Source organism: Pseudodesulfovibrio karagichevae (assembly GCF_041414475.1).
In the GTDB taxonomy this organism is placed as follows: domain Bacteria; phylum Desulfobacterota; class Desulfovibrionia; order Desulfovibrionales; family Desulfovibrionaceae; genus Pseudodesulfovibrio; species Pseudodesulfovibrio karagichevae.
This window is the reverse complement of record NZ_JBGLYH010000090.1, coordinates 1-12056: the sequence shown is the minus strand read 5'-3', so window position 1 is coordinate 12056 and position 12056 is coordinate 1. Positions and strand designations below refer to the sequence as shown.

The window sequence follows — 12056 nt, the reverse complement described above, 5'->3', positions numbered from 1 at the left end:
ACGAATCGGCGTCAATCTGGCATTGGCATGAATGTTCACTCGGTCCTCCTTTCGGCAATTGCGTCTTCGTAAACACAATTTGACCGATTAGGGCCGAGTGAACAACCTCCTATAACTTCACAGCTAGCCCCCGGATTTACACTCGCTCCCCGGCCTGCTACAACGGCCGCATCCAACGCCTGAAACGAGGTATTTCATATGTTCACCGGACTGATCATGGGCATGGGCCGCATCGAGGCCGCCGAGGCCAGGGGATCCGAGACGCGCTTCCGCATCCGGCCCCTGTTCGAGCTGGCCGACATCGAACTGGGCGAATCCATCGCCGTCAACGGGGCCTGCCTGACCGTGGAGACCTTTGCCGACGGCTGGTTCACCTGCTACGCCAGCCGCGAGACACTGTCCGTGACCAGCCTGGGTTTCCTCCGGCCGGGAAGCACCGTCAACCTGGAGCGGGCCATGGCCATGGGCGACCGCTTCGGCGGGCACATCGTGGCCGGGCACGTGGACTGCCTGGCCGAGGTGGCCGAGGTGCGCCCGGCGGGCGAGTCCAGGATCTACCGCCTGGCCTTCGACGCGGCCCACGGCCGCTACGTCATCCCCAAGGGGTCGGTCACCCTGGACGGCATCAGCCTGACGGTCAACGCCTGCGCCCCCACCTGGCTCGAGGTGAACATCATTCCCGAGACCCAGAAGGTCACGACCATCTCCGGCTGGACCCCCGGCACCAGGGTCAACATGGAAACCGACCTCATCGGCAAGTACGTGGAGCGGATGGTCCAACCGTGGACCGGCGGCTCCGAGAGCGGGGAGCCGGGCACCGGCATCACCATGGAGTATCTGCGGAAGAACGGCTTCTAGACGAGCAGTTCCGTGGTCCCCTCGAAACGCGGGGAAGAAGAGCACGTCTTCGGGCGTGCTTTTTTCGTGGTGCGAGTGATGCGGTCCCGCCTGGCGGCGGGCCTGGGGAACGCCTCTTGTTTGCGCGCATGCGCGGTGGGAGAGCGTGCGTTCTCCTTACTTGGTGTTTCGCCTTTACGGCGACTTCCTTTTTTGCTGGCGCAGAAAAAAGGAAGCAAAAACTGCGCCTTTGGGCTAGCTCGCGGAAGCGGGACCAAGAGCCCGTAGGCGGCTCTCGCTGGCTGGATAGATGTCCGCTGCGCGGACGCGATCCAGTCTGCGCTTCGCCGCCCGAGACGGGCTCTAGGCCCCGCTTCCGATTGTCCGTCGCTGTAAGTTGTCTCAGCCCCTCGCGTTTGGCCCGTCATCACGCTCGGCCCCCAGCCCTTCCAAGCTCAGTGGAGCGCCTTGGACGCCCCGCGTCCAACAGCGGCTCTCTTTGCAGGGCGTCACAAACGGAAGTACACCCTCCCGATAATCCACGCTCGCCACATCCGAAAGACCGAAGAGGAGCAGACTGGCTCGAGCCCTGGATCGACGGCCTAGAAGCCGACCGCGAAGGGGTGGCGGCTCTCCCCACGGGACCCGGCGTACTTCCAAAGCGGCTCGCCTTCCGGAAAGGCGCGCCCTCTACTTTTCCCGGGGTGGAGCCGCCCCGAGCGGATCGGATTCTCGCCGACGATCCCTCGGGCGGCCACACCACGCGCAAGGCCCTTTTTTGGTTCTTTTTTGGGCAAGCAAAAAAGAACCGCCGCCCGCGCAGGGCATGGAGCAAGTGCAGGGGCGCAGCCCCGCACGACGGCTCTCGCGCCGCAGGCGCGCTCTTCTCCGCGCCACGGAGCAAAGCCCCTCCCTCGCCATTTATCCACATCATATCAACTCGGAATCCCAAAATATCTCCAATCAACCCCACCATCGCAAAAACAAAGAAATTCCCCCGCGCCCCCTAAACAAAACAGCTCCCCCGCCGATACGTAAAAGGAAGCGCCGGGACCTTCCCGGCCTTTCAAAAAGCATCACAGGGGCATGCCTGCCCCGCCAACCCCGCATGGATGCGGGAGGGAGACAACGGTATGGCCATGGACGGCGATATTCTGTTTTCGATCATCACGCCCTCGGCCGGAAACCGGCCGAACGCCCTGAAAAACGCGGTCTCGTCCGTGGAACGGGCGGCCCGCTTCGCCGGGCTGGAGCGCAATCAACTGGAAATTCTCATCGGGTTCGACGGGACCAGGGGCAAGGCCCCGGACTGCGCCTACCCGGTCCGGACCTTCTACCTGCCCAGGGACCGCAACCGGGGCCACGGGGTCCGCGACACCCTGCTCAAGCTCTCGAGCGGGGAAAAAATCATCTTCCTGGACGACGACAACGTGCTCAAGCCGTGTTCCCTGAGCCGCTACATGCGGCACCGGGAGGCCGAGATGGTCATCGGGCGCATCGACGCCCAGCTGGCCCTGGGCCAGCCCTGGCTGCCGGTCTTCGACGACGGCCCCCTGGTCAGGCCCGGCAACCTGGACCTGCTGTGCATGTGCCTGTCGCGCAGGCTGGTGGTGGACCGCTGTGGCGGCTGGCGCTTCCACGGCGAGTTCGACTCCTGCCAGCGGAACATGGCGGACTGGCACCATCGGGCGCGCAGCGTGACCGTCATCGAGGAGGTGGTCGGCATCTTCGACGCCGGGCGCAGCCTGGACCGCGCGGCCCTGTCCTCGCGCCAGAAGGACCTGCTCGACGGGCTCGTCGGCCAACGCGGCACGCCGCTTTCCCGACCCCGCACCCGCCGCGCCCCGAGCCTGGCCCTGGCCTAGCCCCTTGCGCAAAATCGCCGCCACCCGCGTCGCCCGGCCCTGCCGGGCGACGTAGGGGTGCGCCCTCTTTCCTTTTTTTCGTGATCCGGGTACGATACCGGAAAGCCTATCAGCGAAAAAAGGAAGTCAGCATGACCCAGCCCCTCAAAGGCCGCCTGCGACAACAGGCCTGGCGGATTTTCCTGGTCCAGTGCGGCCTGTCCGTGACCGTCGTCGTCTTCGCCCTGCTCCCTGTCGCCCTGCTGCACGACCAAAGCTACACCATGGCCGCCGTGTTCCTGGCCGCGGGCCTGATCCTGGGCATCGCCCTGGCCTGCGCCACCCGGCTCATGCGCCTGCTCGACGGGGCCCACGACAAGATCGCCACCCTGACCACCCACGACGACCTGACCGGCCTGCCCAACCGGCGCTGGTTCTTCGACCGGCTGGACGAGGAGATCGCCCGCGCAACGCGCTACGGCAACAAGCTCTCCCTGGTCATGGTCGATCTGGACCACTTCCGGCAGGTCAACGACTCCTTCGGCCATCCGCTCGGCGACCTGGCCCTGGCCGAGGTGGCCCGGCTGCTGGCCGCCAACATCCGCACCTCGGACGTGGTCGCCCGCTACGGCGGCGAGGAGTTCATGATCATCCTGCCCGAGACCGACGCGGTCCGCGCCGTCCGGGCCGCCGAGAAGCTGCGCGTGGTCGTGGAGGTCAACGACATCAGCCTGGAGGGGCCGGAGGTCAAGGTAACCATCTCCTGCGGCGTTGCCGACCTCGCCTCCATCCACCCGGAGCGCGGCTCCCTGCGTGACGCCCTGGTGGTGGCCGCGGACCGGGCCATGCACCGCGCCAAGAAAAACGGCCGCAACCAGGTGCTCATGCACGTGGCCGAGCACGAGCGCCAGCTCACCCTGGTCTGACCGCCCTTTGCCCTCGCCCGTTGCCAACGGCTTCTGAGTGACTATACTTGCGGGGAGCCGCCGGAACGGGCCGGACCGCCCCCTGTTCCTGCTTTTTAACAACCATCTGATATACATACGCTTTCGACGGGGAATTTTCCCCTTCCCCAGCGGGGCCATTTACGCTAAGTACATTGGTTCCCCGCCGGATGGCGTCGGGCGGGGTTTTTCGCACCCTTCCAGGGTAAAACCATCATCGAGGTAGAAGCATGTCCCTTTGCAAAATCGAAGAAGCCATTGAGGATATCCGCCAGGGCAAAATGATCATCATGGTGGATGACGAGGACCGCGAGAACGAGGGCGACCTGGTCTGCGCGGCCGAGGCGGTCACGCCGGAGATCATCAATTTCATGGCCACCCACGCGCGCGGGCTCATCTGCCTGCCCATGTCCAACGAGATGGCCGACAATCTCGGCCTGGACCTGATGACCAAGAAGAACGAGTCCGGCTTCGGCACCAACTTCACGGTTTCCATCGAGGCGCGCGAGGGCGTGACCACCGGCATCTCGGCCAAGGATCGGGCCACCACCGTGCTGGCCGCCGTGGCCGACGGGGCCGGTCCCGAGGCCATCGTCACCCCGGGCCACATCTTCCCCCTGCGGGCCAAGGACGGCGGCGTGCTGGTGCGCACGGGCCAGACCGAGGGCGGCAGCGACATCGCCCGCCTGGCCGGGTTCAAGCCCGCCGCGGTCATCTGCGAGGTCATGAACGAGGACGGGACCATGGCGCGCATGCCCGACCTGGAAATCTACGCCAAGAAGCACGGGCTCAAGATCTGCTCCGTGGCCGACCTGATCGCCTACCGCATGAAGTTCGACGGCAAGTCCGTGACCAAGGTGGGCGAGGCCCATCTGCCCACCCGCTGGGGCAATTTCGAATCCGCCGCCTTCCACTCCGAGGCCGACGGCAAGACCCACATCGCGCTGTACATGGGCGACATCCATCCCGACGAGCCGACCCTGGTGCGGGTGCACTCCGAGTGCCTGACCGGCGACGTGTTCGGCTCCTTGCGCTGCGACTGCGGCCCCCAGCTGCAGGACGCCATGTGCATGATCCGCAACGAGGGCAAGGGCGTGCTGGTCTACATGCGCCAGGAAGGGCGCGGCATCGGCCTGGGCAACAAGATCCGGGCCTACCACCTCCAGGACCAGGGGCTCGACACGGTCGAGGCCAACGTCAAGCTCGGCTTCCCGCCGGACATGCGCGAATACGGCACCGGCGCGCAGATCCTGGTGGCGCTGGGCGTGTCCAAGATGCGCCTGATGACCAACAACCCCAAGAAGATGGTCGGCCTGGAGGGCTACGGCCTGGAAATGGTCGAGCGCGTGCCCATCGAGGTCGGCGCCTGCCAGCTCAACGAACGCTACCTCAAGACCAAGCGCGACAAGATGCACCACCTGCTCAAGGTGGGCGAGGACTAGGGCCCGGCAAGTTGACTTTTGGGGAACCGATAACTTAATACACCGATATATATTTCATACAGTAGGAGAAGACACCATGTCCGTGAAGACCATCGAAGGGATGCTGGACGCCAAGGGACTCAAGATCGCCATCGTGGCCGCCCGATTCAACGACTTCATCGTTGACCGCCTGATCTCCGGGGCCGTGGACTACCTGGTCCGCCATGGCGCGTCCGAGGACGACCTGACCCTGATCCGCCTGCCCGGCGCCTTCGAGCTGCCCATCGCCGCCCAAAAACTGGCCCGGTCGGGCAAGTACGCCGGCATCGTCGTCCTCGGCGCGGTCATTCGCGGCGGCACCCCGCACTTCGACTACGTGTGCAGCGAGTGTGCCAAGGGCATCGCCCACGCCTCCATGGAGTCCGGCGTGCCCATGGGCTTCGGCCTGCTGACCTGTGATTCCCTGGACCAGGCCATCGAACGGGCCGGCGCCAAGGCGGGCAACAAGGGCGTGGAAGCCGCCTCCGCCCTGCTCGAGACCGTTCGCGTCCTGGAGCAGCTCTAACTCATGGGTTCGAAATCAAAGGGCAACAGGCCCGGCATTCGCAGTGTGGGACGCACCCTGGCCTTTCAGGTGCTCTACTCCACGCATTTCCTGGACAAGGACAATCCCCAGGACATGGACACCCTGTTCGACCTGAACCCCATGGTTCTGGAGCAGGAATCCGACACCGCGCGGGCCTTTGCCCGCGACCTGGTCATGGGCGTGAACGTGAACCTGCACGACATCGACAAGACCATCGAGGCCCACTCCCAGCACTGGAAGATCGAGCGCATCGCCATGGTCGAGCTGTCCATCCTGCGCCTCTCCCTGTACGAGATGCTGTTCACCGACATCCCGGTCAAGGCGGCCATCAACGAGGCCATCGAGCTGTCCAAGATCTTCGGGGACGACAAGTCCCGTTCCTTCGTGAACGGCATCCTGGACGGCGTGGCCAAGACCTCGAAACGGGCCTGATCCCCGGCCGCCCGGCAAAGCGAAACGACCATATTTAGGATACAACCATCATGGCATTAGGCAAATACTCCCCCGAGGACATAGAGAAGAAATGGCAGGCGATCTGGAAGGAGTCCGGCTGCTTCCAGGTCGAGACCGACCCGTCCAAGCCCAAGTACTACGTGCTGGAGATGTTCCCCTACCCGTCCGGCAAGATCCACATGGGGCACGTGCGCAACTACTCCATCGGCGACGTGGTGGCGCGCTTCAAGACCATGCAGGGATTCAACGTCCTGCACCCCATGGGCTGGGACGCCTTCGGCCTGCCCGCCGAGAACGCGGCCATCAAGCACGAGACCCATCCGGCCACCTGGACCTACCAGAACATTTCCGAGATGCGCGAACAGCTCCAGCGGCTGGGCTACTCCTACGACTGGCGGCGCGAGCTGGCCACCTGCCGTCCGGAGTACTACAAGTGGGAGCAGATGTTCTTCCTCAAGTTCCTGGAAAAGGGACTGGCCTACCGCAAGGACTCCCCGCAGAACTGGTGCCCGACCTGCAATACCGTGCTGGCCAACGAGCAGGTGGAGGAAGGGCTGTGCTGGCGCTGCGACTCCGAGGTGGAGCAGAAGGACATGGAGCAGTGGTTCCTGCGCATCACCGACTACGCGGACGAACTGCTCAAGGACCTCGAGACCCTGGAGGGCGGCTGGCCCGAGCGCGTGCTGACCATGCAGCGCAACTGGATCGGCAAGTCCTACGGCGCTGAGTTGACCTTCCAGGTGAAGGACATGAGTGAAACCATCGACGTCTTCACCACCCGGCCGGACACCCTCTACGGCGCGACCTTCATGTCCGTGGCCGCCGAGCATCCCATGGTCGAGAAGCTCATTGCCGACGCTCCGAACAGGGCCGAGATCGAGGCCTTCGTGACCAACATCCGGAACATGGACCGCATCAAGCGCGGGGCCGACGACCTGGAGAAAGAGGGCGTCTTCACCGGCAAGTACTGCGTCAACCCGGTGACCGGCAAGGACATCCCCATTTACGTGGCCAACTTCGTGCTCATGGGCTACGGTACCGGCGCGGTCATGGCCGTGCCCGCCCACGACCAGCGCGACTTCGAATTCGCCACCAAGTACGGTCTGCCCAAGCAGGCGGTCATCAACCCGCCCGAGCTGCAGGAAAAGGGCGAGAAACTCGACGCCGCGACCCTGACCGAGGCGTACTCCGCCCCCGGCTTCCTGATCCACTCCGGCGACTTCGACGGCATGCCCAACGAGGACGCCAAGAAGGCCGTGGTCGAGCACCTGGACAAGTCCGGCAAGGGCAAGATGGCCGTCAATTACCGCCTGCGCGACTGGAACGTATCCCGGCAGCGGTTCTGGGGCGCGCCCATCCCGGTGATCTACTGCGACGACTGCGGCGTGGTCCCGGTGCCCGAGAAGGACCTGCCGGTGCTGCTGCCCGAGAACGCCCAGGTGCGCAAGGACGGCAAGTCGCCCCTGCCGGCCATGGAGGAGTTCGTCAACTGCGCCTGCCCGAAATGCGGCAAGCCCGCCCGGCGGGAGACCGACACCTTCGACACCTTTTTCGAGTCCTCCTGGTACTACATGCGCTACTGCGACCCGCGCAACGAGAGCGAACCGCTGGGCGCGGAGCACCTGAACTACTGGATGAACGTGGACCAGTACATCGGCGGCATCGAGCACGCCATCCTGCACCTGCTCTACTCCCGGTTCTTCACCAAGGCGCTGCGCGACTGCGGCTACGTGACCAACAGCGAACCCTTCGCCAACCTGCTGACCCAGGGCATGGTCCTCAAGGACGGCGGCAAGATGTCCAAGTCCAAGGGCAACGTGGTCGACCCCAACGCCATGATCAACCAGTACGGCGCGGACGCCACCAGGCTGTTCATCCTCTTCGCCTCCCCGCCGGTCAAAGAGCTGGAGTGGTCCGACCAGGGCATCGACGGCGCGTACCGCTTCCTGTCCCGCCTGTGGCGGCTGGTGGAGGAGCTGGAGGACGTGCTCACGCCCATGACCCCGGCCTCCCACGGCGCGCCCGCGTCCGACGCGGCCAAGTCGCTGCGCTTCAAGGAGCACGACACCATCCGCCGGGCCACCCGCGACATCGAGAACGAATTCCAGTTCAACACGGTCATCGCGGCCATCATGGAGCTGGTCAACGAGCTCTACCAGGTCAAGGACGAGCTCAGGGAGACCGACCCGGCCGCCCTGTCCTCGGCCATCGCCACGGCCGTGACCCTGCTCTCCCCGGTGGCCCCGCACATCTGCGAAGAGCTGTGGGCCGCGCTGGGCCACACCGCCAACCTGACCGCCCAGCCCTGGCCCACCTATGACGAGAAGGCCCTGGTCCTCGACCAGGTGACCATGGTCGTCCAGGTCAACGGCAAGGTGCGCGGCAAGTTCGAGGCCCCGAACAACGCGCCCAAGGACGAGGTCGAGAAGCTGGCCATGAACCTGGAGAACGTCCAGAAGTTCATGGAAGGCGCGACCGTGCGCAAGGTCATCGTCATCCCCAACAAGCTGGTCAACATCGTGGTCGGCTAGCCTGACCGATTATCGCAACGACAAAGGCCGGGAGGGTGAACCTCCCGGCCTTTTTTGGGGCCGCCGCGCAGAGCGGATGAAAAGATGCGTCCTCCCTCGGCCGCCTCAGCCCCGTTGCGCGAAGCTGAAATCCTTGGACATGATCACCTTGCAGAACCGGCGGTTCAGGGTCTGGTTGTGGTGGGCCACGATCTGTTCGCCGGTCAGCACGCCGTTGTCGTAGGAGGTGTGGGCGTCGCCCACCAGCACGGATTCGTAGCCGTGGGCCAGGGCGCTGCGCACGGTGGTGTCCACGCAGCATTCGGTCTGCAGGCCGCAGAAGACGAGCTTCCGCGCGCCCAGCTTGCCGAGGATCGCCTCGAAATCCGTGTTCCAAAAGGCGTCGTAGGAGTGCTTGCGCGACACGGTGTCGCCCGGCTTGGGGGCTATGGCCGGGTGGAAGAGCCAGTTGTGGCTGTCGGCCTCGAACTCGCTGCCCGCGCCCTCGGTGGTGTGCTGGACGTAGTGGACGGGCACGCCGTTTTCGCGTGCCGAAGCGATGAGCCCGGCAATGGTTTCGAGCACCCGCCCGCCCTCGAACGGGGGCATGCCGGGGGTCTCGAACATGATATTCTGGACGTCGATGACGACGAGGACGGTCTCGGACATGGTTTGCTCCTTGCGGTTGAACTACGGAAAAGCAGTATTCCCACCATCGCGCCCTGCACGTCAACCGCTGAACGCGGGGATAGGCCGCCGCTCCGCTGGACCTTTGCCGCGAATCCCTTTATCGTTCCCCAATCACTGAACCCCTGGAGAAATTGATGTCCCTGCTACGATATACGGCGCTTTTCCTGCTCCTCGCCCTACTGGCCGGGTGCGGCTACTCCTTCGGCGAAGGCGGCTCCTCCGTGCTCAAGCCGCAATTCCGCACCGTGGCCGTGGAAGAAATCAACAACCCGACCACCCTGGCCTGGCTCGAGCCGCGCCTGCGCAAGCTGCTGCGCGACGAACTGCACAACCGGGGGACCATCACCTGGGTGGACGACCAGGCCAAGGCCGACGCGCTCATCACCATCGACATAGAACGGTACTACCGGCCCACCGCCGTGGAGGGCGCCAAGGACCAGACCCTGCTCTCCGAGGCCATCTTCCAGTTCACGGCGACCATCCGCTCGGCCACGGACAGCTCCCTGCTCTGGAGTTCGGGCCAGATCTCCGAGAACTGGCCCTACGACTACGGCAACGGACATGAAGCGGACATGGAGGTCACCCGGCGCGGCATCCAGGTCCTGGCCGACCGCATGACCCAGGACTACTAGCCCACGGAACCCCCCATGGCCGAACGCCCCCGATACCTCTTTCTCATCTGCCCCGATCCCCAGCTGATCAAGGCCCAGGTGGACGAACGCCTCAAGGGTTCCGGTCAGGACGGCTGGGAGACCAAGCCGTTCTGGGGCGATGACGACGATCCCCTGCCCCCGGCCTTCTGGACCGACCTGACCATCAAGTCGCTCTTCCCCCAGCCCAAGGCCCTGGTCCTGCGCCGCGCCCACGCGCTCAAGGCGGACCAGTGGGACAAGCTGGACGCCTCGGTCAAGGGGCTCGGCCGCGAAATCTTCCCCATCTTCTGCCTCGAAGGCGAATGGAAGGGCAAGAAGGCCCCGATCCCCCCGGCGCTGTCCCGGCGCGGGCTCTACAAGAAGGCCCGCGACGCGGGCTGGGTCTGGGAATCCCCGGGCCTGGACCAGCGCTCCCTGACCGACTTCGTCAAAAGCTGGGCCGCCAAGGTCGGACTGACCTTCGAGCCGGGCGCGGGCCAGGCCCTGACCATGGCCCTGCCCACGGACGCCGTGGCCGCCCGCCTGGAGCTGGACAAGATCGAGCTGGCCGCGGGCGACGAGAAAGTGGTCCGCAAGGAGCACGTCTCCCTGGTGGCCCGGACCGGCGAGATGCCCTTCTTCGACCTCATGGACGCCCTGGCCCAGCCCGGAGCCGAGGCCTCGGTCTGGAAGCGGGTCATCGACGACCACTCCAAGTCCGCCAAGGACCAGATGCTCTTCAACCTCATCGGGTTCCTGGCCAGCCAGGCGCGCATGTACTGGCTCCTGGCCCACGGCGGCAAGGCCGCGGGCAGCCCGTACATGCTCCAGAAAAAGGCCCCCCTGGCCAAACGCCTCGGCGCGCGCGGCATCGCCCGGATGATCGACCTGGCCATGGAGGCCGAACTCTCGCTCAAGACCGGCGAACGCAAATACGAAGAGGCCCTGGACATGCTCATGGCCGGGCTCATCGACCTGTTCCAGCCCAAGGCCCAATCCCGACGGTACTGACCATGCCCGCCAAGCCCGAGAACGCCCCCCACTACGTCGGCCACCGCCAGCGCCTCAAGGCCCGGCTCGAGGACAATCCGCGCGGCCTGGCCGATTACGAAATCCTCGAACTGCTCCTGGCCCTGACCGTGCCCCGGCGCGACACCAAGCCGCTGGCCAAAACGCTCATCGACCGCTTCGGCTCCCTCAAGGAGGCCGTCCTGGCCCGGCCCGACCAGCTCGACGGGATCAAGGGACTGGGCCCGGCCACACAGAGCCAATGGGCGCTGCTCCAGGAACTCCACGCCCGCCTGGGCGAGGCCGACGCCCGGCGCGGCCAGACCGTCAGCGACCCCGACGCCCTGGCCCGCGCGGCCATGGCCCGGCTCGGACACAAGGACACCGAGGAGTTCTGGGCGGTCTTCATGGACACCAAGAACCGGATCATCAAATGGGAACAGATGAGCCGGGGCACCACCAACGCCACCGCCATCTTCCCGCGCGAGATCGCGGCCGCCGCCCTGCGCCTGGAAGCCACCAACGTCATCCTCATCCACAACCACCCCGGCGGCGGCAGCGACCCGTCCTCCGCAGACATCCTGCTGACCGACAAGGTGGCCGAGGCCTGCGCCAGCCTCGACATCAACGTGCGCGACCACATCATCGTCACCGACCACGACTACTACAGTTTCAACGAATTCGGGAGGCTCTAGATGCGCGAGATGGCCGCCATCGTCCGGGGCAGGGTCCAGGGCGTCTGGTTCCGGGGCTGGACCCGCGAAACCGCCCGAGCCCTCGGCGTCACCGGCTGGGTGCGCAACCTGCCCGATGGGGCCGTGGAAGTCCTGGCCCACGGTACCGACGAGCAGCTCGACCGGCTCGAATCGCACCTCTGGCAAGGCCCGCCGCTCGCCCGCGTGACCACCATAGAATCACGCCGCTCCGACACCGACACCCCCCTCCCCGACTTCTCGGTCCGCCGCTGACGCAGAGGATGCCCCCGGCCGCCCCATCCCCTCTCACCCTCCTAAACTTTTGGGGCTGACATAGATAACTATGCCGCGTTGTGCCTTTTTATCCATTTTTTCAGGATAGATAACTGCTCTTTTGGGGAGCCGTAATTAAACCTGAATTCGCACTCTTTCAAAT

General features: G+C 65.2%; 12 protein-coding genes. 11 read left to right on the top strand and 1 reads right to left on the bottom strand.

What is annotated here, in order from left to right:
* Window positions 1-198 precede the first annotated feature (198 nt).
* From AB6M95_RS18420 to leuS, 7 genes are all read left to right on the top strand, one after another.
* On the top strand, window positions 199-858 hold the full coding sequence (locus AB6M95_RS18420) for a riboflavin synthase (RefSeq protein WP_371388212.1): 660 nt from the start codon (window positions 199-201) through the stop codon (window positions 856-858).
* Between the two features lie 1112 nt (window positions 859-1970).
* On the top strand, window positions 1971-2702 hold the full coding sequence (locus AB6M95_RS18415; protein ID WP_371388211.1) for a glycosyltransferase: 732 nt from the start codon (window positions 1971-1973) through the stop codon (window positions 2700-2702).
* 131 nt (window positions 2703-2833) lie between these two features.
* Window positions 2834-3607 carry a GGDEF domain-containing protein gene (locus AB6M95_RS18410; protein WP_371388210.1) on the top strand — a complete coding sequence of 258 codons (774 nt, stop codon included), beginning with the start codon at window positions 2834-2836 and terminating at the stop codon, window positions 3605-3607.
* Window positions 3608-3855: 248 nt separating this feature from the next.
* Window positions 3856-5067 carry a bifunctional 3,4-dihydroxy-2-butanone-4-phosphate synthase/GTP cyclohydrolase II gene (locus AB6M95_RS18405; RefSeq protein ID WP_371388209.1) on the top strand — a complete coding sequence of 404 codons (1212 nt, stop codon included), beginning with the start codon at window positions 3856-3858 and terminating at the stop codon, window positions 5065-5067.
* Between the two features lie 76 nt (window positions 5068-5143).
* Complete coding sequence (gene ribH, locus AB6M95_RS18400) at window positions 5144-5611, top strand: 6,7-dimethyl-8-ribityllumazine synthase (protein WP_371388208.1); 468 nt, start codon at window positions 5144-5146, stop codon at window positions 5609-5611.
* A gap of 3 nt (window positions 5612-5614) precedes the next feature.
* On the top strand, window positions 5615-6064 hold the full coding sequence (gene nusB / locus AB6M95_RS18395; RefSeq protein ID WP_371388207.1) for a transcription antitermination factor NusB: 450 nt from the start codon (window positions 5615-5617) through the stop codon (window positions 6062-6064).
* A gap of 50 nt (window positions 6065-6114) precedes the next feature.
* On the top strand, window positions 6115-8616 hold the full coding sequence (gene leuS / locus AB6M95_RS18390) for a leucine--tRNA ligase (protein WP_371388206.1): 2502 nt from the start codon (window positions 6115-6117) through the stop codon (window positions 8614-8616).
* A 105-nt stretch (window positions 8617-8721) separates the two neighbouring features.
* Here leuS and AB6M95_RS18385 read toward each other — a convergent pair whose 3' ends face one another.
* Window positions 8722-9264, bottom strand: a complete 543-nt coding sequence (locus tag AB6M95_RS18385) for a cysteine hydrolase family protein (protein WP_371388205.1) — start codon at window positions 9262-9264, stop codon at window positions 8722-8724.
* 155 nt (window positions 9265-9419) lie between these two features.
* On the opposite strand from AB6M95_RS18385, the gene lptE reads away from it, so the two are divergent.
* The 4 genes from lptE to AB6M95_RS18365 are packed head-to-tail and all read left to right on the top strand — an operon-like array spanning window position 9420 to window position 11893.
* Window positions 9420-9917, top strand: coding sequence for an LPS assembly lipoprotein LptE (gene lptE, locus AB6M95_RS18380; protein ID WP_371388204.1), 498 nt, complete (start codon window positions 9420-9422; stop codon window positions 9915-9917).
* Between the two features lie 15 nt (window positions 9918-9932).
* Complete coding sequence (locus tag AB6M95_RS18375; RefSeq protein WP_371388203.1) at window positions 9933-10928, top strand: DNA polymerase III subunit delta; 996 nt, start codon at window positions 9933-9935, stop codon at window positions 10926-10928.
* Between the two features lie 2 nt (window positions 10929-10930).
* Window positions 10931-11620, top strand: a complete 690-nt coding sequence (gene radC, locus AB6M95_RS18370; RefSeq protein ID WP_371388202.1) for a RadC family protein — start codon at window positions 10931-10933, stop codon at window positions 11618-11620.
* Window positions 11621-11893: an acylphosphatase gene (locus AB6M95_RS18365; protein ID WP_371388201.1), complete on the top strand. Its 273-nt coding sequence runs from the start codon at window positions 11621-11623 to the stop codon at window positions 11891-11893.
* Window positions 11894-12056 lie beyond the last annotated feature (163 nt).

Excerpts from the sequence above, each read along its gene's own strand:
- AB6M95_RS18420 (WP_371388212.1), top strand. The coding sequence starts at position 199 with ATGTTCACCGGACTGATCATGGGCATGGGCCGCATCGAGGCCGCCGAG.
- AB6M95_RS18415 (WP_371388211.1), top strand. The coding sequence starts at position 1,971 with ATGGCCATGGACGGCGATATTCTGTTTTCGATCATCACGCCCTCGGCC.
- AB6M95_RS18410 (WP_371388210.1), top strand. The coding sequence starts at position 2,834 with ATGACCCAGCCCCTCAAAGGCCGCCTGCGACAACAGGCCTGGCGGATT.
- AB6M95_RS18405 (WP_371388209.1), top strand. The coding sequence starts at position 3,856 with ATGTCCCTTTGCAAAATCGAAGAAGCCATTGAGGATATCCGCCAGGGC.
- ribH (WP_371388208.1), top strand. The coding sequence starts at position 5,144 with ATGTCCGTGAAGACCATCGAAGGGATGCTGGACGCCAAGGGACTCAAG.
- nusB (WP_371388207.1), top strand. The coding sequence starts at position 5,615 with ATGGGTTCGAAATCAAAGGGCAACAGGCCCGGCATTCGCAGTGTGGGA.
- leuS (WP_371388206.1), top strand. The coding sequence starts at position 6,115 with ATGGCATTAGGCAAATACTCCCCCGAGGACATAGAGAAGAAATGGCAG.
- AB6M95_RS18385 (WP_371388205.1), bottom strand. The coding sequence starts at position 9,264 with ATGTCCGAGACCGTCCTCGTCGTCATCGACGTCCAGAATATCATGTTC.
- lptE (WP_371388204.1), top strand. The coding sequence starts at position 9,420 with ATGTCCCTGCTACGATATACGGCGCTTTTCCTGCTCCTCGCCCTACTG.
- AB6M95_RS18375 (WP_371388203.1), top strand. The coding sequence starts at position 9,933 with ATGGCCGAACGCCCCCGATACCTCTTTCTCATCTGCCCCGATCCCCAG.
- radC (WP_371388202.1), top strand. The coding sequence starts at position 10,931 with ATGCCCGCCAAGCCCGAGAACGCCCCCCACTACGTCGGCCACCGCCAG.
- AB6M95_RS18365 (WP_371388201.1), top strand. The coding sequence starts at position 11,621 with ATGCGCGAGATGGCCGCCATCGTCCGGGGCAGGGTCCAGGGCGTCTGG.